Origin of the sequence: Pseudomonas sp. GL-B-12, from assembly GCF_019955895.1 — a bacterium.
Lineage (GTDB): Bacteria > Pseudomonadota > Gammaproteobacteria > Pseudomonadales > Pseudomonadaceae > Aquipseudomonas.
This window is the reverse complement of sequence record NZ_JAHBCX010000007.1, coordinates 68,225-91,098: the sequence shown is the minus strand read 5'-3', so window position 1 is coordinate 91,098 and position 22,874 is coordinate 68,225. Positions and strand designations below refer to the sequence as shown.

20 protein-coding genes and 3 tRNA genes are annotated in these 22,874 nt (G+C 61.6%); 19 read left to right on the top strand and 4 right to left on the bottom strand.

The window, feature by feature from the left end; all coding sequences use genetic code 11:
- Positions 1 to 87 precede the first annotated feature (87 nt).
- From KGA85_RS04415 to KGA85_RS04330, 18 genes are all read left to right on the top strand, one after another.
- Positions 88 to 855 (top strand): class I SAM-dependent methyltransferase, encoded by a 768-nt coding sequence (locus KGA85_RS04415; RefSeq protein ID WP_223542938.1) that lies wholly within the window; start codon positions 88 to 90, stop codon positions 853 to 855.
- Between the two features lie 51 nt (positions 856 to 906).
- Positions 907 to 1,989, top strand: a complete 1,083-nt coding sequence (leuB, locus tag KGA85_RS04410) for a 3-isopropylmalate dehydrogenase (RefSeq protein WP_223542937.1) — start codon at positions 907 to 909, stop codon at positions 1,987 to 1,989.
- Positions 1,990 to 2,055: 66 nt separating this feature from the next.
- Positions 2,056 to 3,168 carry an aspartate-semialdehyde dehydrogenase gene (gene asd / locus KGA85_RS04405; protein ID WP_007975660.1) on the top strand — a complete coding sequence of 371 codons (1,113 nt, stop codon included), beginning with the start codon at positions 2,056 to 2,058 and terminating at the stop codon, positions 3,166 to 3,168.
- Between the two features lie 178 nt (positions 3,169 to 3,346).
- The gene (locus KGA85_RS04400; RefSeq protein ID WP_223454282.1) at positions 3,347 to 4,357 is read left to right on the top strand and encodes an aspartate-semialdehyde dehydrogenase; all 1,011 of its coding nucleotides are present in this window, start codon (positions 3,347 to 3,349) and stop codon (positions 4,355 to 4,357) included.
- A 205-nt stretch (positions 4,358 to 4,562) separates the two neighbouring features.
- Positions 4,563 to 7,208 (top strand): FimV/HubP family polar landmark protein, encoded by a 2,646-nt coding sequence (locus tag KGA85_RS04395; RefSeq protein WP_223542936.1) that lies wholly within the window; start codon positions 4,563 to 4,565, stop codon positions 7,206 to 7,208.
- A gap of 262 nt (positions 7,209 to 7,470) precedes the next feature.
- Complete coding sequence (gene truA / locus KGA85_RS04390; RefSeq protein ID WP_095943676.1) at positions 7,471 to 8,295, top strand: tRNA pseudouridine(38-40) synthase TruA; 825 nt, start codon at positions 7,471 to 7,473, stop codon at positions 8,293 to 8,295.
- A 63-nt stretch (positions 8,296 to 8,358) separates the two neighbouring features.
- The gene (locus tag KGA85_RS04385; protein WP_223454286.1) at positions 8,359 to 8,985 is read left to right on the top strand and encodes a phosphoribosylanthranilate isomerase; all 627 of its coding nucleotides are present in this window, start codon (positions 8,359 to 8,361) and stop codon (positions 8,983 to 8,985) included.
- A gap of 217 nt (positions 8,986 to 9,202) precedes the next feature.
- Positions 9,203 to 10,123 (top strand): acetyl-CoA carboxylase, carboxyltransferase subunit beta, encoded by a 921-nt coding sequence (accD, locus tag KGA85_RS04380; RefSeq protein ID WP_108217781.1) that lies wholly within the window; start codon positions 9,203 to 9,205, stop codon positions 10,121 to 10,123.
- Complete coding sequence (gene folC / locus KGA85_RS04375) at positions 10,120 to 11,427, top strand: bifunctional tetrahydrofolate synthase/dihydrofolate synthase (RefSeq protein ID WP_223454290.1); 1,308 nt, start codon at positions 10,120 to 10,122, stop codon at positions 11,425 to 11,427. The genes accD and folC overlap by 4 nt, the downstream gene beginning before the upstream one ends.
- On the top strand, positions 11,411 to 12,064 hold the full coding sequence (locus tag KGA85_RS04370; protein ID WP_223454292.1) for an SPOR domain-containing protein: 654 nt from the start codon (positions 11,411 to 11,413) through the stop codon (positions 12,062 to 12,064). The genes folC and KGA85_RS04370 overlap by 17 nt, the downstream gene beginning before the upstream one ends.
- 98 nt (positions 12,065 to 12,162) lie before the next feature.
- Entirely contained in the window at positions 12,163 to 12,723 is a 561-nt protein-coding gene (locus tag KGA85_RS04365; protein WP_223454294.1) for a CvpA family protein, read from the top strand.
- 41 nt (positions 12,724 to 12,764) lie between these two features.
- The gene (purF, locus tag KGA85_RS04360) at positions 12,765 to 14,270 is read left to right on the top strand and encodes an amidophosphoribosyltransferase (protein WP_223454296.1); all 1,506 of its coding nucleotides are present in this window, start codon (positions 12,765 to 12,767) and stop codon (positions 14,268 to 14,270) included.
- 81 nt (positions 14,271 to 14,351) lie between these two features.
- The gene (locus KGA85_RS04355; RefSeq protein WP_223454298.1) at positions 14,352 to 15,563 is read left to right on the top strand and encodes an O-succinylhomoserine sulfhydrylase; all 1,212 of its coding nucleotides are present in this window, start codon (positions 14,352 to 14,354) and stop codon (positions 15,561 to 15,563) included.
- A complete protein-coding gene (locus tag KGA85_RS04350) occupies positions 15,560 to 16,336 on the top strand; it encodes an SDR family oxidoreductase (protein WP_223454299.1) in 777 nt (258 codons plus the stop codon). Before KGA85_RS04355 ends, KGA85_RS04350 begins: the two co-directional genes overlap by 4 nt.
- On the top strand, positions 16,326 to 16,487 hold the full coding sequence (locus tag KGA85_RS04345; RefSeq protein ID WP_223454301.1) for a hypothetical protein: 162 nt from the start codon (positions 16,326 to 16,328) through the stop codon (positions 16,485 to 16,487). Before KGA85_RS04350 ends, KGA85_RS04345 begins: the two co-directional genes overlap by 11 nt.
- Positions 16,488 to 16,512: 25 nt before the next feature.
- Positions 16,513 to 16,588: transfer RNA gene (locus tag KGA85_RS04340), tRNA-Val, on the top strand.
- 53 nt (positions 16,589 to 16,641) lie between these two features.
- Positions 16,642 to 16,718 (top strand) — tRNA-Asp (locus tag KGA85_RS04335).
- A gap of 105 nt (positions 16,719 to 16,823) precedes the next feature.
- A tRNA-Asp gene (locus tag KGA85_RS04330) sits at positions 16,824 to 16,900 on the top strand.
- Between the two features lie 136 nt (positions 16,901 to 17,036).
- On the opposite strand, the gene aldA is transcribed toward KGA85_RS04330, so the two are convergent.
- From aldA to KGA85_RS04310, 4 genes are read right to left on the bottom strand one after another with little or no spacing between them, the layout of a single operon-like run.
- A complete protein-coding gene (gene aldA / locus KGA85_RS04325) occupies positions 17,037 to 18,470 on the bottom strand; it encodes an aldehyde dehydrogenase (protein WP_223542935.1) in 1,434 nt (477 codons plus the stop codon).
- 19 nt (positions 18,471 to 18,489) lie between these two features.
- Positions 18,490 to 19,290 (bottom strand): aldolase/citrate lyase family protein, encoded by an 801-nt coding sequence (locus tag KGA85_RS04320; RefSeq protein ID WP_223454305.1) that lies wholly within the window; start codon positions 19,288 to 19,290, stop codon positions 18,490 to 18,492.
- A gap of 14 nt (positions 19,291 to 19,304) precedes the next feature.
- Entirely contained in the window at positions 19,305 to 20,489 is a 1,185-nt protein-coding gene (gene rhmD / locus KGA85_RS04315) for an L-rhamnonate dehydratase (RefSeq protein WP_223454307.1), read from the bottom strand.
- Positions 20,490 to 20,506: 17 nt separating this feature from the next.
- Positions 20,507 to 21,802, bottom strand: a complete 1,296-nt coding sequence (locus KGA85_RS04310; RefSeq protein WP_223454309.1) for an MFS transporter — start codon at positions 21,800 to 21,802, stop codon at positions 20,507 to 20,509.
- Positions 21,803 to 21,926: 124 nt separating this feature from the next.
- Here KGA85_RS04310 and KGA85_RS04305 point away from each other — a divergent pair, with 124 nt between their 5' ends.
- The gene (locus KGA85_RS04305; protein ID WP_223448423.1) at positions 21,927 to 22,868 is read left to right on the top strand and encodes a LysR family transcriptional regulator; all 942 of its coding nucleotides are present in this window, start codon (positions 21,927 to 21,929) and stop codon (positions 22,866 to 22,868) included.
- Positions 22,869 to 22,874 lie beyond the last annotated feature (6 nt).

Genomic DNA, 22,874 nt, shown 5'->3' with positions numbered 1-22,874 from the left:
TAATTGCGGCGTACACAAAACCTGTGGGAGCGGGCTTGCCCGCGATGAGGCCGGAACAGGCGCCACAAAACTAAAAGGAAGTCCCCCATGACCAGCACCGCCCGACACACCCAGGTAGTCCAAAAGCAATTCGGTGAACAGGCCTCGGCCTACCTGAGCAGCGCCGTCCACGCTCAAGGCACTGAATTCGCGCTGCTACAGGCCGAGCTGGCCGGGCAGGGCGATGCCCGGGTCCTGGATCTGGGTTGCGGCGCCGGTCACGTGAGTTTTCATGTGGCACCGCTGGTCAAGGAAGTGGTGGCCTATGACCTGTCGCAGCAGATGCTCGACGTGGTGACCGCTGCCGCTGTCGATCGTGGCTTGAGCAACGTGACCACGGTCAATGGTGCCGCTGAGCGCCTGCCGTTCGCCGATGGCGAATTCGATTTCGTCTTCAGCCGTTATTCGGCGCACCATTGGAGCGATCTGGGCCTGGCCCTGCGGGAGGTGCGTCGAGTCCTGAAACCGGGCGGTGTGGCGGCGTTCGTCGACGTGTTGTCACCGGGTAGCCCGCTGTTCGACACTTACCTGCAAAGCGTCGAAGTGCTGCGCGACACCAGCCATGTGCGCGATTATTCCGCCGGCGAGTGGCTGCGCCAGGTCAGCGAGGCGGGGCTGCACACCCGCAGTACCACCCGTCAGCGCTTGCGCCTGGAGTACAACAGCTGGGTCGAGCGCATGCGCACACCTGAAGTGATGCGCGCGGCGATCCGCGAGTTGCAGCAGTCGATGGGCAATGAAGTACGCGAATATTTCGAGATTGAGGCCGATGGTTCGTTCAGTACCGATGTACTGGTGCTGATGGCTGAGCGATAGAATTTTTCCGGGTGCGTCCATGGGCGCACCGACTGATGACATGAGGAAAGCATGAGCAAGCAGATTCTGATTCTCCCAGGTGACGGTATTGGCCCGGAAATCATGGCCGAAGCGGTCAAGGTGCTGGAGCTGGCCAGTGACAAGTTTGCCCTGGGTTTCGAGCTGAGCCACGACGTGATCGGTGGTGCTGCCATCGACAAGCACGGCGTGCCGCTGGCCGACGAGACCCTGGACCGTGCCCGCGCGGCCGACGCCGTGTTGCTGGGCGCCGTTGGCGGCCCGAAATGGGATGCCATCGAGCGTGACATCCGCCCTGAACGCGGCCTGTTGAAGATCCGTGCGCAACTGGGCCTGTTCGGCAACCTGCGCCCGGCGATCCTGTACCCGCAACTGGCCGAGGCTTCCAGCCTGAAGCCGGAAATCGTGGCCGGCCTGGACATCCTGATCGTCCGTGAGCTGACCGGCGGTATCTACTTCGGCGCGCCACGCGGCACCCGTACCCTGGAAAACGGCGAGCGTCAGTCCTACGACACCCTGCCATACAGCGAAAGCGAAATCCGTCGTATCGCCCGTGTCGGTTTCGACATGGCCATGGTCCGTGGCAAGAAGCTGTGTTCGGTGGACAAGGCCAACGTACTGGCCTCCAGCCAGCTGTGGCGTGAAGTGGTCGAACAAGTGGCCAAGGATTATCCTGAAGTCGAACTGAGCCACATGTACGTCGACAACGCCGCGATGCAGCTGGTGCGTGCACCGAAGCAGTTCGACGTGATCGTCACCGACAACATGTTCGGCGACATCCTGTCCGACCAGGCCTCGATGCTCACCGGTTCCATCGGCATGCTGCCGTCGGCGTCCCTGGACACCAACAACAAAGGCATGTACGAGCCGTGCCACGGTTCGGCGCCGGACATCGCGGGCAAGGGCATCGCCAACCCGTTGGCGACCATTTTGTCGGTGTCGATGATGCTGCGTTACAGCTTCAACCAGCAGGCCGCGGCCGATGCCATCGAGAAAGCCGTCAGCCTGGTGCTGGATCAGGGCTTGCGCACCGGTGACATCTGGTCGGCCGGTTGTACTAAAGTCGGTACGCAGGAAATGGGTGACGCAGTAGTCGCCGCGCTGCGGAATCTGTAATCTCTCGGGCCCGCTGCCAAATTCAAGACAAGGCAGCGGCCCACATTTCAAGAAGGTGTAGTTGCGATGAAACGTGTAGGTCTGATCGGTTGGCGCGGTATGGTCGGTTCCGTGCTCATGCAGCGGATGCTGGAAGAGCAGGATTTCGATCTTATCGAGCCGGTGTTTTTCACCACTTCCAATGTCGGTGGCCAAGGCCCGTCCGTGGGCAAGGACATTGCTCCGCTCAAGGACGCTTACAGCATTGAAGAGCTGAAAACCCTCGACGTGATTCTGACCTGCCAGGGTGGCGACTACACCAGCGAAGTCTTCCCCAAGCTGCGTGAAGCCGGCTGGCAGGGTTACTGGATCGACGCCGCTTCCAGCCTGCGCATGCAGGATGACGCGGTGATCGTTCTGGATCCGGTCAACCGCAAGGTGATCGACCAGCAGTTGGATGCGGGCACCAAGAACTACATTGGCGGCAACTGCACCGTCAGCCTGATGCTGATGGGCCTTGGTGGCCTGTTCGAAGCTGGCCTGGTGGAGTGGATGAGCGCCATGACTTATCAGGCGGCCTCCGGTGCCGGCGCGCAGAACATGCGTGAACTGATCAAGCAAATGGGCGCGACCCACGCCGCTGTTGCCGATCAACTGGCCGATCCGGCCAGCGCGATCCTCGACATCGACCGTCGTGTGGCCGAAGCCATGCGCAGCGACGCGTACCCGACCGAAAACTTCGGCGTACCGCTGGCCGGCAGCCTGATCCCGTGGATCGACAAGGAACTGCCGAACGGCCAGAGCCGCGAAGAGTGGAAGGCCCAGGCCGAGACCAACAAGATCCTCGGTCGCTTCAAGAGCCCGATCCCGGTCGATGGTATCTGCGTGCGCATCGGCGCCATGCGCTGCCACAGCCAGGCGCTGACCATCAAGCTGAACAAAGACGTACCGATCGCTGATATCGAAGGGTTGATCAGCCAGCACAACCCTTGGGTCAAGCTGGTGCCGAACAGCCGTGAGACCAGCATTCAGGAGCTGAGCCCGAACAAGGTCACCGGCACCCTGAACATCCCGGTTGGTCGTCTGCGCAAGCTGAACATGGGTTCGCAATTCGTCGGCGCGTTTACCGTCGGCGACCAGTTGTTGTGGGGCGCGGCCGAACCGCTGCGTCGCATGCTGCGGATCCTGCTCGAGCGTTGATCGGTTGATGCAATGAAAGAACCCGCGCCTTGAAAGAGGTGCGGGTTTTTTTATCCTTGTAGGAGCGAGCTTGCTCGCGATGAGGCCGGCACGAACACCACAAATCTCCCGCCGAATTGCCTGCATCCCCACCACCCGGTAAAGTGCCGCTCCCCCCGTTTCGCCAGAGGTAAAACCCATGAGCCAGACCATTGATATTGCCGTGATCGGCGCCACCGGTACTGTCGGCGAAACACTCGTGCAGATTCTCGAAGAGCGCGATTTCCCGATCGGCAACCTTCATCTGTTGGCCAGCAGCGAATCGGCCGGCAGTTCGGTACCGTTTCGCGGCAAGAACGTGCGGGTGCGGGAGGTCGATGAGTTCGACTTCAGCAAGGTGCAGTTGGCATTCTTTGCCGCCGGCCCGGCGGTTTCGTTGAGTTTTGCTTCCCGCGCGACCGATGCCGGTTGCTCGGTGATCGATCTCTCCGGTGCCTTGGCGGCCGAAAAGGCGCCGCAGGTTGTGCCTGAGGCCAACGCTGAGGTGTTGGCCGGCTTGAAAAAGCCGTTTCAGCTCAGCAGTCCAAGTCCGTCGGCCACCACGCTGGCGGTGGTGCTCGCGCCACTGATGGATTTGCTCGACTTGCAGCGCGTCAGCCTGACCGCCAGCCTGGCGGTATCGGCCCAGGGCCGCGAAGCCGTGAGCGAGCTGGCGCGGCAGACCGCCGAGCTGCTGAATGTGCGGCCGCTGGAGCCGAAATTCTTTGATCGGCAGATGGCCTTCAACCTGTTGGCCCAGGTCGGCAAACCGGATGAGCAAGGTCATACGTTGCTGGAAAAACGCCTGGTGCGTGAGCTGCGCCAGGTCATGGCGCGGCCTTCATTGAAGATTTCCGTCACTTGCATTCAAGCCCCGGTGTTTTTTGGCGATAGCTATAGCGTGACCCTGCAGTCCGCGAGTGAAATCGACCTGGCGAAAATCAATGCGGCCCTGGAAGACGCACCCGGCATCGAGCTGGTGGAAGCCGGCGATTACCCGACGCCGGTGGGCGATGCGGTAGGGCAGGATGTGGTCTACGTCGGTCGGGTTCGCCTGGGTATCGACGACCCGTCGGAACTTAATCTGTGGCTGACGTCAGATAACGTACGCAAAGGCGCGGCGCTCAACGCTGTGCAGCTGGCCGAGTTGTTGCTTAAAGACCTGCTGTAAAAGATACTTTGCAACAATTTGTCGAATGATTCCGCGCGTGCCTATGCTTGCCGGAGTGCTGAAGGCGAGCCACTCTGCGGGGCTTTGCCGGGCATCAATGAAATGACCGCGCGCGACGACCCTCGCCGTTGCGCGCAATGCCTTACGGCAGCGGCTATCAATACCTTCTCGCTGGCCGAGGAATGTTCAAACTAAGGATGAGCTAATGGTTCAAGTTCGCAAACTGGTGTTAGCAATAGCGGCCGCCTCGGCGCTGTCCTCCGGTATGGCGCATGCCCTCGGGCTCGGGGAGTTGACCCTGAAATCGACGCTCAACCAGCCGCTGGTAGCGGAAATCGAGCTGCTCGATGTCAAGGATCTCACCGCCGCCGAAGTGGTGCCGAGCCTGGCCTCACCAGACGATTTCGCCAAGGCCGGTGTCGACCGCCAGGCGTTTCTCAACGACTTGACCTTTACCCCGGTGCTTAACGCGAGCGGCAAAAGCATCCTGCGCGTGACCTCCAGCAAACCACTCTCCGAACCCATGGTGAAGTTCCTGGTTCAGGTCATGTGGCCGAACGGCCGCTTGCTGCGCGACTACAGTGTGCTGCTCGATCCGTCCAAATTCTCGCCGCAAACCGCTGAAGCGGCTGCGCAACCGACGTCAACGGTTGCCGCGCCCGTCACCGGTGCGACCAAACCGTCGCAATACACCACCACGCCGCGCGATACCCTGTGGGAAATCGCCGCGAAGGCGCGTAACGGCGGTTCGATCCAGCAGACCATGCTGGCTATTCAGGCGCTGAACCCGGATGCATTCATCGACGGCAACATCAACCGCTTGAAAACTGGCCAGGTGCTGCGCCTGCCGGACCAGGCACAGAGCACGGGCCTGCCGCAAGCCAAGGCCATTGCCGAAGTGGCTGCGCAGAACACCGCATGGCGCCAGGGGCGTCGCTACGTGGCGAAACCCGGGGCAGGCCAGCAACAGCTTGATGCCACCAGTCGCGCTCGTACCGATGGTGCTCCGGCGCAGGCGACCACCGACAAGCTGAGCCTGGTGTCTGCCGAGTCCGGCAAGAACCGTGGCAAAGGGGCTGCCGGAGATGCCAAGGCCCTCGGCAACAAGCTGGCGGTGACCCAGGAAAGCCTCGACAGCAGCCGTCGTGATAACGCCGAACTGCAAAGCCGCATGACCGATCTGCAAAGCCAGGTGGACAAGCTGCAACGCCTGATCGAGTTGAAGAACAATCAACTGGCCAAGTTGCAGGCCGAGGGCGCTGCGGGTGCACAAGCGGCTGCGACAGCTCCGGCGATGTCGGCCGAGCTGGCTGCAAACCCGGCAGCGCCTGGTCCGGCTGAAACTGCGCCAGTGGTCACAGCGCCCGAGGCAACTGCGGTGCCGGCCGAGAAGCCCGTTGAGGCGACACCGGCAGCATCCGATGATCAGAAATTCAATGAGTTGCTGGCCAATCCGGTGCTGCTGGGCCTGGTGGGTGGCGGTGCGGTGATTCTGCTGCTCTTGCTGCTGTTGCTGGCGCGCCGCCGCAAAGCCCAGCAAGAAGCCGAAAAGCATATGCGCATGGCCCGTGCCTTGGCCGAAGAACAGCCGTTCCCGGCCGATTTCGACTTGCCGGAAAGCAGCTTCGAAGGCCTTGGAGTTCCGTCGCCGAGTGTGAAGCTGGCGACTGCCCCGACGCCTGCTCCCGCGCCAGCGCCGGTGGTTGCTCCGGTGGTGATGACCACGCCGATTGCCGCACCATTGGTGGCTCCGGCCGCCGAGCGTTCCGACGACGTGCTGGGCCAGGCTCAGTCGCACATCAATGCCGGTCGCCTGAATCAGGCTGCCGCGTTGCTGGAGGACGGCGTCAAGCAAGAGCCGAAGCGCAGCGACTTGCGCTTGAAACTGATGGAAGTCTACGGCCAGCAAGGCGACCGCGATGCGTTCGTCGGCCAGGAGCGTCAGTTGGTGGCCAATGGCGACAACTTCACCCAGGTTGAAAAGCTCAAAAGCCGCTTCCCGGCCATGGCGCTGGTGGCTGCCGGTGGCATCGCCGCAGCCGCCGTTGCTGCTGAGCTGGACGCGCAATACGTCAAGGATCTGTTGCTCGATGAGCCGCAAGCACCGGCGCCAGAGCCAGTGCCAGCGCCGTTCGAGGATGACCTCGACAGTGCCTTCGACTTGAGCCTGGATGATCTGGACGCGATTACGCCTGTGGCGCCTGCACCTGCACCTGCACCTGCACCTGCACCTGCACCTGCACCTGCGCCGGAGCCTGAAGTGACGGCGCTGGCAGACCTGGACGAGTTCCCGCTGGATGACGATCTGAGTTTTGAGTCGGCGTTGCAGCAACAGACTGAAATCAAGGAAAACCTCGACGATCTGTCGGACTTCGATCTCGACCTGGATCTCGGTGCGCAACCGTCACCGGCGATGCTGGCTGAAGACGATTTCCTGCTGGATCTGGACGAAGGTGTGAAAGATTTCCCGGTTGCCGAAAATCCGGCTGTCCCTGAGGTCGCGCTGGATGATCTGGAATTGCCGGCCGATTTCGATCTGTCGCTGGCTGACGAAATGGACGCACCGGATGCGTTCGCGGCAGAGCTGGATGATGTCAACGCCGAGCTGGAGAGCTTGTCCAACAGCATCGGCGAGCCGACCTTTACCGAAGCTGATGCAGCACTGGGTGACGATGATGACTTCGACTTCCTCTCGGGTACTGACGAAGCCGCTACCAAGCTCGATCTGGCTCAGGCTTATATCGACATGGGGGACAGCGACGGTGCTCGCGACATCCTCAATGAGGTGGTGAGCGAAGGCAGTGCCGAGCAGAAGAATGAAGCCGAGGAAATGCTTTCGCGCCTGGCTTGAGTGATTGGTAGGTTGTAAAAAAGCGGCAGCCCATTGAGGCTGCCGTTTTTGTTTAGTCGATGAGTCGATGTCGTCTGTTGTGGTCCCTTCGCGGGCATTGCGAACGCCACAGAACCCTGTGGGAGCGGGCTTGCCCGCGATGAGGCCGGTGCAGTCAAAGGAGATCCCTCTGGCATCCCCGCCCGGCGGCCTTATAATGCCCGCCTTTGGTACATCAGCAGGCTGTCCCTCCTTGGCAAATATAGATAACCCGGTCGCCGAAATGGCAGCCGACGGCTTTTTCCGGATCGCGCTGGGCGTCGAATACAAAGGCTCGCGCTACCGCGGCTGGCAGCGCCAGGCGTCCGGGGTGCTCACCGTGCAGGAAACCCTCGAAAACGCCTTGTCCAAAGTCGCCGACTCACCCGTTTCGCTGATGTGCGCCGGGCGTACCGACGCCGGGGTGCATGCCTGCGGACAGGTGGTGCATTTCGACACCCAGGTCGAGCGTTCGATGAAGGCCTGGACCATGGGCGCCAACATCAACTTGCCCCACGACGTCAGTGTCAGTTGGGCCAAGGTTATGCCGGCGCATTTCCATGCGCGGTTCAAGGCCATTGCCCGGCGTTATCGCTACGTGATCTACAACGATCAGATCCGCCCGGCGCACCTGAACGAAGAGGTGACCTGGAACCACCGTCCGCTGGACGTCGAGCGCATGGCCGAGGCCGCCCAGTACCTGCTCGGCACCCATGATTTCAGTGCTTTTCGCGCCGGTCAGTGCCAGGCCAAGTCGCCGATCAAGGAGCTGCATCACCTGCGTGTCACCCGTCACGGCAAGATGATCGTGCTGGATATCCGCGCCAGCGCCTTCCTGCATCACATGGTGCGCAACATTGCCGGCGTGCTGATGACCATTGGCGCCGGAGAGCGTCCGGTGGAGTGGATGAAAGAGGTGCTGGAGAGCCGGATTCGCCGGACCGGTGGCGTGACCGCGCATCCATTCGGTTTGTATCTGGTGCAGGTCGAGTACCGTGACGAGTTCCAATTGCCCGAGCGTTACATCGGTCCACACTTCTTGACCGGTTTCTCGGAACTTGGCGGCTGACGCCCTCGAACGCTTTTGTTACCATCCGGGACTTTCCTGGATTTGTCTTGGAGTTGTGCCAACATGTCAGCCGTTCGCAGCAAGATCTGTGGGATTACCCGCATGGAAGATGCGTTGGCAGCCGTCGAAGCCGGGGCGGATGCCATCGGATTCGTGTTCTACGCCAAAAGCCCCCGTGCGGTAACGTTCCAGCAGGCGCGCTCGATCATCAAGGCACTGCCGCCGTTCGTGACCACCGTGGGCTTGTTCGTCAATGCAAGCCGGTGCGAATTGGGTGAAATCCTCGACGCGGTGCCCCTGGACCTGCTGCAATTTCACGGCGATGAAAGCGCGGCCGAGTGCGAAGGTTGGCACCGCCCGTACATCAAGGCGCTGCGGGTCAAGGCGGGTGATGACATCGCCGCGGCCTGTGATGCTTACGCCAGTGCCAGCGCAATCTTGCTCGATACCTATGTCGAAGGCGTTCCCGGAGGAACCGGCGAGGCGTTTGACTGGTCACTGATACCGCAAGGCTTGAGCAAGCCGATCATTCTGGCGGGCGGTCTGACGCCGGATAACGTCGCCGAAGCGATTGCCCGCGTTCGGCCTTATGCCGTGGATGTCAGCGGCGGGGTAGAGGCGAGCAAGGGCATCAAGGATCACGCAAAGATTCAGGCATTTATCAAAGCGGTACGCGGTAACACCTGTTGATGTGACGGCTGGCAGACTGCCGCCGTCCACTGCACTGTACAAAGCGGATGCACTGCACACAGCAGGCAGATCCGAGGGTTTGTGGTTGCACGCAGGTCATGTTTCGCGCTGACCGTGGCAGTCCATCGACCCTCTTCGCACACATGAATTTAGCGCTAGGGCATACACGGGGCTGCGAACCAGAGCGTTCGGGCCACCGGTACTGGAGAAAGAAAGCATGAGCAACTGGTTAGTAGACAAACTGATCCCTTCGATCATGCGTTCCGAGGTCAAGAAGAGCTCGGTGCCTGAAGGTCTTTGGCACAAATGCCCGTCTTGCGAGGCTGTGCTGTATCGTCCGGAGTTGGAAAAGACCCTGGACGTTTGCCCCAAGTGCAACCATCACATGCGTATCGGCGCCCGCGCCCGTATCGACATCTTCCTCGATGTTGAAGGCCGTACCGAGCTGGGTGCAGACCTGGAGCCGGTTGACCGTCTGAAATTCCGCGACGGCAAGAAGTACAAGGACCGCCTGACCGCTGCACAAAAGCAGACCGGCGAAAAAGACGCACTGGTTTCCATGAGCGGCACTTTGCTGGGCATGCCGGTCGTGGTCTCGGCGTTCGAGTTTTCCTTCATGGGTGGTTCGATGGGCGCCATCGTCGGTGAGCGTTTCGTGCGCGCCGCCAACTACGCCCTGGAAAAACGTTGCCCGATGATCTGCTTCGCGGCTTCCGGCGGTGCGCGGATGCAGGAAGCGCTGATTTCCCTGATGCAAATGGCCAAGACCTCCGCGGTGCTGGCTCGTCTGCGTGAAGAAGGCATCCCGTTCATCTCCGTGTTGACCGACCCGGTCTACGGCGGCGTTTCCGCCAGTCTGGCGATGCTCGGCGACGTGATTGTCGGCGAGCCGAAGGCGTTGATCGGTTTTGCCGGTCCGCGCGTGATCGAGCAGACCGTGCGTGAAAAACTGCCGGAAGGCTTCCAGCGCAGCGAGTTCCTGCTGGAGCACGGTGCCATCGACATGATCATCGACCGTCAGGAGCTGCGTCCGCGTCTGGGCAACCTGCTGGCGCAAATGATGGGCCTGCCGACGCCGCAGTTCGTGGCTGCACCCATCGAGCCGATCGTGGTTCCACCGGTACCCGCCAGCCTATGACCCAACGTACCCTTGGCGAATGGCTCGCCTACCTTGAGCAGTTGCACCCTTCGGCCATCGACATGGGCCTGGAGCGGTCGCAGCAGGTAGCGTCCCGCATGGGACTGGGCAAGCCGGCACCTCGGGTGATCACGGTCACCGGGACCAACGGCAAGGGTTCCACCTGTGCGTTCGTGGCGTCCTTGCTGCGGGCCCAGGGCTTGAAAGTGGGGGTTTACAACTCCCCGCACCTGCTGCGTTACAACGAGCGGGTAACGGTCAATGGCGTCGAAGCCACGGACGCCGAGCTGTGCGAGGCCTTTGCCGCGGTAGAGGCCGGGCGCGGCGACACTTCCCTGACTTACTTCGAAATGGGCACCCTGGCGGCATTCTGGCTGTTCCAGCGCTCCGGGCTCGATGCGGTGGTGCTGGAGGTCGGTCTGGGCGGTCGTCTGGACACGGTCAACGTGGTGGACGCCGACATGGCGCTGGTCACCAGTATTGGCGTCGATCATGCGGATTACCTCGGTGATACCCGAGAGTCCGTGGCCTTCGAGAAGGCCGGTATCTTCCGCCAAGGCGCGCCTGCGCTCTGCGGCGATCTGAACCCTCCACAACCCCTGCTGGACAAGGCGCGCGAGCTCAATTGCCCGTTTTTCCTGCGTGGGCGCGATTTTGACCTCGGTGTGACCGATCACAACTGGCAATGGCGCGGTGTCGATGCGCAAGGGCGCGTGGTTGAGCTGCGCGACCTGCCACTGCTCGATCTGCCGATGGAAAACGCTGCACTGGCGTTGCAGGCGTACCTGCTGCTCGGCTTGCCTTGGGTGGATGCGCAGATTGTCGAGGCGCTGCGGGCAACGAAGGTGGTCGGTCGTCTGGATCGCCGCGAGTTCGAGTGGCAAGGCAAGCGCTTGAATCTATTGCTGGATGTGGGGCATAACCCTCATGCGGCGGAGTATCTGGCTCGTCGCCTGGCCAGTCGTCCACCGGTCGGCAGGCGTCTGGCGGTGTTCGGGTTGCTGGCGGACAAAGACCTGGGTGGTGTTGTCGGCGAATTGAATGCTAGTGTCCAGCACTGGGCTGTCGCACCGCTGGATTCGCCTCGGGCGCGTTCGGTTGCGGATTTGCACGCCGCGCTGCAAGGCCTTGGGGCTTCGGTCACGTCATACGACAGTGTCGCGGCCGCCCTGGAAGGGCAGTGCGCGCAGGCCACGAGCGACGACGAAATCCTGTTGTTCGGATCATTTTATTGTGTCGCCGAGGCCCTTGAATGGCTGGCTCGGCGCTCCACGGAGGACGCGGCGAATGGCATTGCTGGATAAGGCATACAAACAGCGCATGGTTGGCGCCCTGGTGTTGGTCGCGCTGGCGGTGATTTTTCTGCCGATGCTGTTTTCCCGCCAGGACGAACAGCGCCAGGTGAAGGTCGAAGCGCCTGCGGCTCCGCAGGCGCCTGCGATGCCCCAGGTACAGGTCGAGCCGGTGGTGGTACCTGAACCGCAAGCCTTGCCTCAGGAACCCGTGCCGAGCGATGAAGAAATCGCCCAGCAGGAATCGGCGGTGCCAGCTGCGCCGCTGGCTCCAGCGCCTGCAGCCAAACCGCCTGCACCCGCGCCGGTCCCGGCTTTGGCGGCTAAACCTGCGACAGCGCCTGCCCAGCCGATCACCGCGGCACCGGGCAAGCCGGACACCACGCAAAGCCGTGTCGATGCCAATGGTTTGTCTGTCAGCTGGTCCGTGCAACTGGCCAGCCTGTCGAGTCGTGAAAGCGCGGAAAAGCTTCAGAAAACCCTGCGCAGCCAGGGTTACAACGCCTACATCCGTACCGCCGACGGCAAAAACCGGGTGTTTGTCGGGCCGCTGATCGAGCGCGCTGAAGCCGACCGGCTGCGTGACTTGCTGAACCGCCAGCAGAACCTCAAGGGGTTTGTCGTGCGCTTTCAGCCGGAACGTGGCTAAAACTATCGCCCCGATTTGAAATGCACTGACAATCGCAGCTTACCGATAAGCATGGGCTCTGCTAAAATGCGCCGCCTTATCCGTCTGTAGGCTGCACTGTGCCATTTACCTGGGTTGACTGGGCGATCGTAGCAATCGTCGCCATCTCCGCATTGATCAGTCTGAGCCGCGGCTTCGTCACAGAAGCACTGTCGCTGCTGACCTGGATCATCGCAGGAGTCGTAGCCTGGATGTTCGGTGGCTCACTGTCCGAGTACCTCGGCGGGTACATTCAAACGCCATCGGCACGTATAATCACGGGCTGTGCCATCATGTTTGTCGCCACTTTAATCGTAGGCGCAATGATCAATTATCTTATCGGCGAACTGGTTCGCGTCACCGGGCTCTCCGGGACCGACCGATTCCTCGGCATGGCCTTCGGCGCCGCGCGTGGCGGGTTGCTGGTGGTTATCGCCGTCGGGCTGTTGAGCCTGGGGCCGGTACAGCAGGACGGGTGGTGGAAAGAGTCACAGCTCGTGCCAAAATTTCTATTGGTTGCAGACTGGTCCAAAAACCTGATCCTCGGGTGGAGCAGTCAGTGGCTTGCCAGCGGAATCAGCGTACCCGCTGATATTCCGTTCAAGGAGCAACTCTTGCCGATGGCCAAAACGCCTCGGTGAGTAGTGCTCAGTTCAGATCCATTAAGTAGGGGTTGCGTCGCATGTGTGGCATCGTCGGTATCGTCGGTAAGTCGAACGTCAATCAGGCGCTGTATGACGCGCTAACCGTCCTCCAGCACCGCGGCCAGGACGCTGCCGGTATCGTGACCAGCCATGATGGCCGGTTATTCCTGCGCAAGGACAACGGCCTGGTGCGTGACGTGTTCCACCAACGTCACATGCAGCGCCTGGTCGGTCACATGGGCATTGGCCATGTGCGTTATCCAACCGCGGGCAGCTCGACTTCGGCTGAAGCTCAACCGTTTTACGTCAACTCGCCTTACGGCATCACCCTGGCGCACAACGGTAACCTGACCAACGTTGAACAACTGGCCAAGGAGATTTACGAATCTGACCTGCGCCACGTCAACACCAGTTCCGATTCGGAAGTGCTGCTCAACGTGTTCGCGCACGAACTGGCCCAGCGCGGCAAGTTGCAGCCGACCGAAGAAGACGTGTTCGCCGCTGTAACCGACGTGCACAACCGTTGCGTCGGTGGTTATGCCGTCGTGGCGATGATCACCGGCTACGGCATCGTCGGTTTCCGCGATCCGCACGGCATCCGCCCGATCGTTTTCGGCCAGCGTCACACCGACGAAGGTGTCGAGTACATGATCGCCTCGGAAAGCGTTTCCCTGGACGTGCTCGGCTTCACCCTGATTCGCGACCTGGCACCGGGCGAAGCGGTCTACATCACTGAAGAGGGCAAGCTGTACACCCGTCAGTGCGCGACCAACCCGTCCCTGACGCCGTGCATCTTCGAACACGTCTACCTGGCGCGTCCGGATTCGATCATCGACGGCGTGTCGGTCTACAAGGCCCGCCTGCGCATGGGTGAGAAACTGGCCGAGAAGATCCAGCGCGAGCGTCCGGATCACGACATCGACGTGGTCATCCCGATTCCGGACACCAGCCGCACCGCGGCGCTGGAACTGGCGAACCACCTGGGCGTGAAGTTTCGCGAAGGCTTCGTGAAGAACCGCTACATCGGCCGGACCTTCATCATGCCGGGCCAGGCCGCGCGGAAAAAATCCGTACGCCAGAAGCTCAACGCCATCGAGCTGGAATTCCGCGGCAAGAACGTGATGCTGGTGGACGACTCGATCGTTCGTGGCACGACGTGCAAGCAGATCATCCAGATGGCCCGCGAAGCCGGCGCCAAGAACGTCTACTTCTGCTCCGCGGCACCGGCCGTTCGCTACCCGAACGTCTACGGCATCGATATGCCGAGCGCTCACGAGCTGATCGCCCACAACCGTTCGACCCAGGACGTAGCCGACCTGATCGGCGCTGACTGGTTGATCTATCAGGACCTGCCTGACTTGATCGAAGCGGTCGGTGGCGGCAAGATCAAGATCGAGAAGTTCGATTGCGCGGTGTTCGACGGCCAGTACGTCACCGGCGACGTCGACGAGGCTTACCTGAACAAGATCGAGCAGGCACGCAACGATGCCTCCAAGGTCAAGACACAGGCAGTCAGTGCGATCATCGATCTGTACAACAACTGAGTTTCTACCGGCCCTGAGGGGCCGGTTTTGTATCTGGCAAAAAGACTTCTATCTATCAAGAGCAGGGCAAGGAGTGACAGCATGAGTCAGGAATGGGATGCCGGTCGGCTGGACAGCGACCTCGAAGGTGTAGCGTTCGATACCCTGGCCGTACGCGCCGGTCAGCACCGCACGCCGGAAGGCGAACACGGTGATCCGATGTTCTTCACCTCCAGCTACGTGTTCCGTACCGCCGCCGACGCCGCTGCGCGCTTCGCTGGCGAAGTGCCGGGCAACGTTTATTCGCGCTACACCAACCCGACCGTACGCGCGTTCGAAGAGCGCATCGCCGCGCTGGAAAGCGCTGAGCAGGCCGTGGCCACGGCCACCGGCATGGCGGCCATCATGGCCGTGGTGATGAGCCTGTGCAGCGCCGGTGATCATGTGCTGGTGTCGCGCAGCGTATTCGGCTCGACCATCAGCCTGTTCGAAAAGTACTTCAAGCGCTTCGGTATCGAAGTCGACTACGTCGCCCTGGCCGATTTGTCCGGTTGGGATGCTGCGATCAAGGCCAATACCAAGCTGTTGTTCGTTGAATCGCCGTCCAATCCGCTGGCCGAGTTGGTGGACATTGCGGCGCTGTCGGAAATCGCCCATGCCAAAGGCGCGATGCTGGTGGTCGACAACTGCTTCTGCACCCCGGCCTTGCAGCAGCCGCTGAAAATGGGCGCGGACATCGTCGTGCACTCGGCCACCAAGTTCATCGACGGCCAGGGCCGTTGCATGGGCGGCGTGGTCGCCGGTCGTAGCGAGCAGATGAAAGAAGTGGTTGGCTTCCTGCGTACTGCCGGGCCGACCCTGAGCCCGTTCAATGCCTGGATCTTCCTCAAGGGCCTGGAAACCCTGAACCTGCGGATGAAGGCGCATTGCGCCAACGCCCAGCAACTGGCCGAGTGGCTGGAGCAGCAGGAAGGTATCGAGAAAGTCCATTACGCCGGCCTCAAGAGCCATCCGCAGCACGAACTGGCGCTGCGCCAGCAGAAGGGCTTCGGTGCGGTCGTCAGTTTTGAGGTGAAGGGCGGCAAAGAGGGCGCCTGGCGCTTTATCGATGCCACGCGCCTGATTTCGATCACCGCCAACCTGGGCGACAGCAAGACCACCATCACCCATCCGAGCACCACCTCCCATGGTCGCCTGGCGCCGCAAGAGCGTGAAGCGGCAGGCATTCGTGACAGCCTGATCCGCGTTGCGGTCGGTCTGGAGGATGTGGCGGACCTGCAAGCCGATCTGGCGCGCGGTCTGGCTGCATTGTGATCGAGTTGTCTACGCCGACCACTGGCTCAAATGGCCGCGTAGCGCTGGTGACCGGTGCTGCGCGGGGCATTGGCCTGGGGATCTCGGCCTGGCTGATCAGCGAAGGCTGGCAAGTCGTGCTGACGGATCTGGATCGGGGGCGCGGTTCGAAAGTGGCGAAAGTGCTGGGCGACAACGCCTGGTTCATCGCCATGGATGTCTCCAACGAGGGGCAAGTCGCGCTGGGCGTGGCCGAGGTGCTCGGCCAGTTCGGGCGCCTGGATGCGCTGGTATGCAACGCAGCGGTTGCCGATCCGCACAACATCACCCTGGAAAGCCTCGACCTGGCCCACTGGAATCGGGTGTTGGCGGTGAACCTCAGTGGGCCGATGTTGCTGGCCAAACACTGTGCGCCGTACCTGCGCGCTCACAGCGGTGCCATCGTCAATCTGGCCTCGACCCGCGCCGGGCAGTCGGAACCCGACACAGAGGCCTATGCGGCGAGCAAGGGCGGTTTGTTGGCCTTGACGCATGCGTTGGCCATCAGCCTTGGCCCGGAGATCCGGGTCAATGCCGTCAGTCCAGGCTGGATCGATGGGCGCGACCCCTCGGTGCGGCGTGCCGAACCATTGACCGAGGCCGATCATGCCCAGCATCCGGCGGGCAGGGTAGGGACGGTCGAGGATGTCGCGGCGATGGTGGCCTGGCTGCTGTCGAGGAACGCCGGGTTTGTCACCGGCCAGGAATTCGTGGTCGATGGCGGCATGACCAAGAAGATGATCTATGAGCAGTGAACGGCAGCTTCAAGCTTCAAGCTGCAAGTTAAAGCGTGACGGTGGTATGCCTGCTGTATGCGTACTTGCTTTTACTCGAAGCTTGAAGCTAAAAGCTGTTTTTGAAAAAAACTTCAATCCTGCTATTGACTTAGGTTCGCTACCTGCGTAAATTTCGCGGCCTCGGAGATGCAAACGGGTGATTAGCTCAGCTGGGAGAGCGTCTGCCTTACAAGCAGAATGTCGGCGGTTCGATCCCGTCATCACCCACCACTTCCGAGATACTTGCGAAAGCAAGAGGTAGGCTGAAATGCCTCCACCGACGCGCAGCGGTAGTTCAGTCGGTTAGAATACCGGCCTGTCACGCCGGGGGTCGCGGGTTCGAGTCCCGTCCGCTGCGCCATATTTTCCGAGTCAGGTCCGCCCTGATTCGAGATTGAAAGAGAGATTGAAAAGTCTCAGAGCTTTTAATCAGACGAGTTAATTGAGCGTCAGCTCAAAGCGATACGCAGCGGTAGTTCAGTCGGTTAGAATACCGGCCTGTCACGCCGGGGGTCGCGGGTTCGAGTCCCGTCCGCTGCGCCATATCTGCCCCGAGGCCCGCTGAACGCCTTGGAGCTACGAAGAAACCGTTGGTTACTTCGAGTCGATAGCAAAAACCCTGGTCGAAAGACCGGGGTTTTTTGTGTCTGCGATTTGGCAATCTGCCTGAATACCTCGCTCAGCCCTGCAAATACACCGCGTGGGTATGGGTGTATTCGTACAACCCGTGTTTGCCATCCGCGCCGCCGATGCCGGACTTGCGCACGCCAGCGTGGAAACCCTGCATCGCTTCGAAATTCTCGCGGTTGACGTAGGTTTCGCCAAAATCCAGCTCGCGCATCGCCTGCAGGGTTTTGCTCAGGTCGCGGGTGTAGATCGATGAGGTCAGGCCATAGTCGCAGTCATTGGCCAGGGCGATGGCTTCGTCCAGGTCATCAACGATCTGGATCGGTAGCACCGGGCCGAAAATCTCTTCGCGCATGATCTCCATATCGGCACGACAACCGGCCAAAACGGTGGGCTGGAAGTGGAAGCCATTGGGCAGGTCAGCGATTTGCCCACCGCTGATCAGGCTTGCGCCCTGGCTCAACGCGGTGCGGACTTTGCGATTGACGCTGTCCAGGCCCTGACGATTGATCAGCGGACCCATTTCGACGTCGGGCTGTGCAATCGGGTCGCCATAGCGGGTCGCGCTCATGGCCGCTGCGATGCGCTCGATAAATTGATCCGCCACCTTGCGCTCGACATACACCCGCTCAGCACAATTGCACACCTGGCCGCTGTTGATGATGCGCGAATCGCGGATCGCCCTGACCGCCAGGTCGAGGTCTGCATCCGCCAGCACAATGGCCGGTGCCTTGCCGCCCAGTTCCAGATTGAGCTTGGTGATGTTTGGCGCGGCGGCGGCCATGATCCGCGAGCCGGTTTCGACGCTGCCGGTGAAGCTGATCATGTCCACGCCTTTGTGCGCACTCAGTGCCGCGCCGACTCGGCCGTCACCGCAGACCACGTTGAACACACCGGGCGGCAGGTCGGTTTCGGCCACCAGTCGGGCAAATTCGAAGCAGTTGTTCGGGGTTTCTTCGCTGGGCTTGATGACGATGGTGTTGCCGGTCAGCAGGGCCGGGGCCATCTTGCGGGCGATCAGGAAGAAGGGGAAATTCCACGGCAGGATCCCGGCCACCACGCCCAGCGGTTTGCGGAACAGGAAGATGTTTTCGTCCTGGCGGTCGCTGGTGATGATTTCACCTTCGATGCGCCGGGCCCATTCGGCCATGTAATCGAGATAATCGGCGGTGAAATTCACTTCGACTTCCGCCAGCCCGGCGGTCTTGCCTTGTTCCAGAGTGATGGTTCGTGCCAGGTGCGCAACGTTTTCCCGCAGTTTGGCGGCGATCCGGCGCAAGTAGCCGGCGCGGTCATTCGCCGGTTTGCGCGCCCAGTTTTTCTGCGCGGCACGGGCGGCAGCGAGGGCGCGGTCGACGTCCTCGGCGGTCGAGGCCGGGACTTTCGACAGCACGGCGCCGGTGGCCGGGTTGATCACATCGAGGTGGGCAGCGGTGGCCACGAACTGGCCGTCGATGAAGTTTTCGTAAACAGGCACGGATGACATGGTGCGACTCCTTGGCAGATCAGTAAGTGCGTGACGGCGCTTGGGTGGTAGCGGGTTCGCGGTAGCGGGCGAGGGTGGCCATGGCGCTTTGGCGCAGCAGGCTGATGTCGATGGCCACGGCAATGAACTGGCAGCCCCAGTGCTGGTAGCGGCGGGCGTCTTCTTCGTTGGGGGCTAGAATCCCGCAGGCCTTGCCGGCCGCCAGCGTGGCGTTCACGGCGTGTTGAATCCGCTCCTGGACTTGCGGGTGACCGGGGTTGCCGGCATGGCCCAGGCCGATCGACAAATCCGCCGGCCCGATAAACACCGCATCCACGCCCTCGACGGCGGCGATCGCTGCGACGTTTTCCACGCCGATCCGCGATTCCACCTGTACGATCAGGCACAGTTGTTCATGGGCAGTATTCAGGTAGTCCGGCACACCGTCCCAGCGGGTGGCGCGGGTCAGGCCGCCGCCGACCCCGCGAATGCCGTGGGGCGGGTAGCGCATGGCGCGCACCAGTGCCTGTGCCTGCTCGGCGGTTTCGACCATCGGGATCATCAGCGTCTGTGCGCCGATATCCAGCAGTTGCTTGATCAGGTTGGCATCGCCATTCACCGCGCGCACTACCGGCGCGGTCGAGTAAGGCGCCACGGCCTGCAACTGGGCGAGTACACCGGGCACGGTATTTGGCGCGTGCTCGCCATCGATCAGCATCCAGTCGTAACCGGTGGTGGCGACGATCTCCGCGGCGTAGCCGGTGGCGAACCCGGCCCAGATCCCGTACCGGGTTCCGCTGTTGTTCAGTGCGGCCTTGAACGCGTTGTGCGGCATGTTCATGTCGAACTCCTTTCTCAGCGGTTATACGGCCGATGCAGTTGGCATTCCGGGTTGAGGGTCACGCCGAAACCAGGCTGGTCGAGCGCGGAAAGGCGCATGCGGCCATTGACCGGCACCGGTTCGCCGAGCAATTGCGGGTGGAACATCGGCACTACTTCGTCGGCTTTCGGCGCCATCATCAGGAACTCGGCGAACGGGCTGTTATGGCGGGTGGCGACGAAGTGGTAGCTGTACACCGAAGAGCCGTGAGGGATGACCAGCGCGTTGTGGGCGTCGGCCAGGGCCGAGATCTTCACCAGTTCAGTGATGCCGCCGCACCAGCCGACATCCGGCTGGATGATGTCGCAGCAGCCCATTTCCAGGAGCATGCGGAAGCCCCAGCGCGTGGCTTCGTGTTCGCCGGTGGTCACCAGCATGCCCTTGGGCACGTTGTTGCGCAGGGCTGCGTAGCCCCAGTAATCATCCGGTGGCAGGGCTTCTTCGATCCATTTCAAGCCGTATTCGTGGGCGCCAACCGCCAGTTTGGTGGCGTAGTTGAGGTCCAGGCTCATCCAGCAATCGAGCATCAGCCAGAATTCCGGGCCGACGCGTTCGCGCATGGTTGCCAGTTCCTCCAGATTTTTGCGCAGGCCTTCCTCGCCTTCGGCCGGGCCGTGGTGCAGCGGCATCTTGCCGCCGATGAAACCCATTTTCTGCGCCAGGTCCGGGCGGGCGCCGGTGGCGTAGAACTGCAACTCGTCGCGAACCGCACCACCGAGCAACTGATGCACGGGCTCCTGGCGGATCTTGCCGAGCAAGTCCCACAGCGCCAGGTCAACGCCGGAGATCGTGTTGATGACGATGCCCTTGCGCCCGTAGTACAGGGTCGACTGGTACATCTGGTCCCAGATTTTTTCGATGTCGGTGACCCGGGCGCCTTCGAGGAAGCGCGCCAGGTGCTTTTCGACAATGTAGGCGGCAGGCTCGCCGCCAGTGGTCACGGCAAAACCGACGGTGCCGTCGCTGGCTTCGATTTCCACCACCAGGGTGCCGAGTACGTTGATGCCGAAGGTGCGGCGGCTCTGGCGGTACTCGGGGTATTTGCTCATCGGCGTGGCAATGTGATCGTCGATCCAGTGGCCGTCGGCCTGGTCGTGATAATCCGCGCCGCCGCCTCGCAGAGTGAAAGCGCGGACGTGTTTGATGGTTGGAATGCCCATGGTGTGACTCCTCAGGTTTAAACGGTGGCCGGTTTGTTCGAGGCTTTATGGCCGGGTGCGCGTATGCCCAGCACCAGCAACGCGGCGATGACGGTGGTAGCGGCCAGCACGTACAAGCCTGCTGCCGGTGAATGGAAGGCGCCTTCGGCCCAGTTCTTCAGCACTGGGGCGATGAAGCCACCGAGGGCGCCGAACGAGTTGATCAGGGCGATCCCGGCCGCGGCGGCGCTGCCGGCGAGGTAGCTGGAGGGGAAGGTCCAGAACACCGGTTGCACGGCGATGAAGCCGGACGCGGCAAAACACAGGGCGATGATCCCCAGCAGCGGGTTGCTGAAGGTCACCGAGCAGGCGATCCCGGCGGCGGCCATCAACAAGGTCAGGCAGGCGGTGCGGCGACGTTCGCCGGTGCGGTCGCTGTAGCCGGGAATCAGGTAGGCGGCGAGCAATGCGCAGATCCATGGAATCGCCGTGACCAGGCCGACCATCAGCCCGACCTTGGTGCCCAGCAGTCCGCCAACCTGGCTCGGCAGATAAAACACCACGCCGTAGACGCTGGCCTGGATCAACAGGTAGATCAGGCACAGGTACAGCACCGAAGGTTGGCAAATGACGTTGAGCAGGCTGCGGCCGTGGTTCTGTTTATGGCTGTCTTCCTGATCGAGCAGGCTCTGCACTTGCTGGCGTTCCTCGACGGTCAGCCACTTGGCGTCGGCCGGGCGGTTGTCCAGGTACCAGTAGGCCCAGATGCCCACAGCCGTGGCCATCAGGCCTTCAACGGCAAACAGCCACTGCCAGCCGTGTAAACCGGTAAAGCCGTCCAGTTCCAGCAGCAGGCCGGACAACGGGCTGCCGAAGATGAACGCCAGCGGCGCACCGAAGTAGAAGAAGCCCATGGCCTTGCCGCGCACGGCGCTGGGAAACCAGTAGGTGAGGTAGAGGATCACGCCGGGGAAGAAGCCGGCTTCGGCCACGCCCAGCAGGAAGCGCAGGACGTAGAAGCTGGTTTCAGTGTGGGCGAAGACCATGGCGGCGGAGACCAGGCCCCAGGTGACCATGATCCGGCACATCCACAGGCGGGCGCCGACGCGGTGCAGGATCAGGTTGCTCGGCACTTCGAGCAGTGCGTAACCAGCGAAGAACACGCCGGCGCCGAAGGCGAAGGCGGCATCACTGATGTTGGTATCGGCCTGGAAGGCTTGCTTGGCGAACCCGACGTTGGCGCGGTCGAGGAAAGCCATGATGTACATCAGCAGGAGAAACGGGAGCAGCCGCCAGGAAATTTTGGCGAGCAGAGGCGCGGGTAGAGTCTTCATCGCAGTTTTCCTTTGGTAGGGCATTTGTTCTTATGGGGAAGACTGTACGGCCGCTGATCGATACGTTACAAATCGAATCTAGCTCACAACTGATACCCTCAGGGTATCGATAAAAAGGCCCGCCATGACCACGCCGACCATCTCCCGCAGTCTGCTCAATCGCCTGCGCTACAAGCATCTGCACATGCTGGTGACGCTCAGCACCAGCCAGAACCTGCACCGCGCCTCGCAAAGTCTGAACATGTCGCAACCGGCGGCAACCCGCATGCTCCATGAGATTGAAGACATGTTCGGCTGCGATCTGTTCGAGCGTCTGCCGCGGGGGATGCGCCCGACAGCGCTGGGCCAGGAGCTGATTCGCTTTGCCGAGTCGGCCATCAGTGGCCTCGACCGTTGTGCCGAGGACCTGATGGCGCGGCAGCAGGGCGGCTACGGCTATCTGTCGATCGGTACCATCATGGGCGCGGCGCCAGATCTGGTGATGGATTCGATTGCCGAGATCAAGGCGCTCAATCCGCAGCTGCGGATTCGCATCATGGGCGACACCAGCGACCAGGTGATCCAGTTGCTGGAACAGGGCCGCATTGACCTTGCCATCGCCCGGCGCAATGCTGCCACCGACAGTGAGCATTACGTCTTCGAGCAATTGGGTAACGAACGCTTGCTGGTGGTGGTGCACGCCGGCCACCCGTTGGCCCGGCGCAAAAAACTGGAGATGGCGGAGCTGGTCAGCGGTTGGCCGTGGATCCTGCAACCGGAAACCAGTCCGGCGCGCATCGGTCTGGATCAGGCGTTGCAGCGCCTGGCCTTGCCGTTGCCGGCAGACATCATCGAATGCAGTTCGGTGTACTCCATGCAGCAACTGATTCAGCTGACCGACGCGATCATGGTGCTGTCGGAAACCGCATTGCGCGACTATCTTAAAATGGGCCTGGTAGTGGCGCTGCCGGTGGAACTGGATGTGCAAATGGCGCCATTCGGGCTGCTGTTGCGCAAGGGCGAGCACATCAGTCGGGAGTTGGGGTTGTTCATCGATCTGCTGCGTCGAAAAGTCGCGGTTTTTTGATTTCTT

Coding starts and splice junctions, on each gene's coding strand:
- accD (WP_108217781.1), top strand. CDS start 9,203: ATGAGCAACTGGTTAGTAGACAAACTGATCCCTTCGATCATGCGTTCC.
- KGA85_RS04370 (WP_223454292.1), top strand. CDS start 11,411: ATGGCATTGCTGGATAAGGCATACAAACAGCGCATGGTTGGCGCCCTG.
- folC (WP_223454290.1), top strand. CDS start 10,120: ATGACCCAACGTACCCTTGGCGAATGGCTCGCCTACCTTGAGCAGTTG.
- KGA85_RS04395 (WP_223542936.1), top strand. CDS start 4,563: ATGGTTCAAGTTCGCAAACTGGTGTTAGCAATAGCGGCCGCCTCGGCG.
- rhmD (WP_223454307.1), bottom strand. CDS start 20,489: ATGGGCATTCCAACCATCAAACACGTCCGCGCTTTCACTCTGCGAGGC.
- KGA85_RS04310 (WP_223454309.1), bottom strand. CDS start 21,802: ATGAAGACTCTACCCGCGCCTCTGCTCGCCAAAATTTCCTGGCGGCTG.
- asd (WP_007975660.1), top strand. CDS start 2,056: ATGAAACGTGTAGGTCTGATCGGTTGGCGCGGTATGGTCGGTTCCGTG.
- KGA85_RS04320 (WP_223454305.1), bottom strand. CDS start 19,290: ATGAACATGCCGCACAACGCGTTCAAGGCCGCACTGAACAACAGCGGA.
- truA (WP_095943676.1), top strand. CDS start 7,471: ATGGCAGCCGACGGCTTTTTCCGGATCGCGCTGGGCGTCGAATACAAA.
- KGA85_RS04385 (WP_223454286.1), top strand. CDS start 8,359: ATGTCAGCCGTTCGCAGCAAGATCTGTGGGATTACCCGCATGGAAGAT.
- KGA85_RS04355 (WP_223454298.1), top strand. CDS start 14,352: ATGAGTCAGGAATGGGATGCCGGTCGGCTGGACAGCGACCTCGAAGGT.
- KGA85_RS04345 (WP_223454301.1), top strand. CDS start 16,326: ATGAGCAGTGAACGGCAGCTTCAAGCTTCAAGCTGCAAGTTAAAGCGT.
- KGA85_RS04400 (WP_223454282.1), top strand. CDS start 3,347: ATGAGCCAGACCATTGATATTGCCGTGATCGGCGCCACCGGTACTGTC.
- leuB (WP_223542937.1), top strand. CDS start 907: ATGAGCAAGCAGATTCTGATTCTCCCAGGTGACGGTATTGGCCCGGAA.
- KGA85_RS04415 (WP_223542938.1), top strand. CDS start 88: ATGACCAGCACCGCCCGACACACCCAGGTAGTCCAAAAGCAATTCGGT.
- aldA (WP_223542935.1), bottom strand. CDS start 18,470: ATGTCATCCGTGCCTGTTTACGAAAACTTCATCGACGGCCAGTTCGTG.
- purF (WP_223454296.1), top strand. CDS start 12,765: ATGTGTGGCATCGTCGGTATCGTCGGTAAGTCGAACGTCAATCAGGCG.
- KGA85_RS04305 (WP_223448423.1), top strand. CDS start 21,927: ATGACCACGCCGACCATCTCCCGCAGTCTGCTCAATCGCCTGCGCTAC.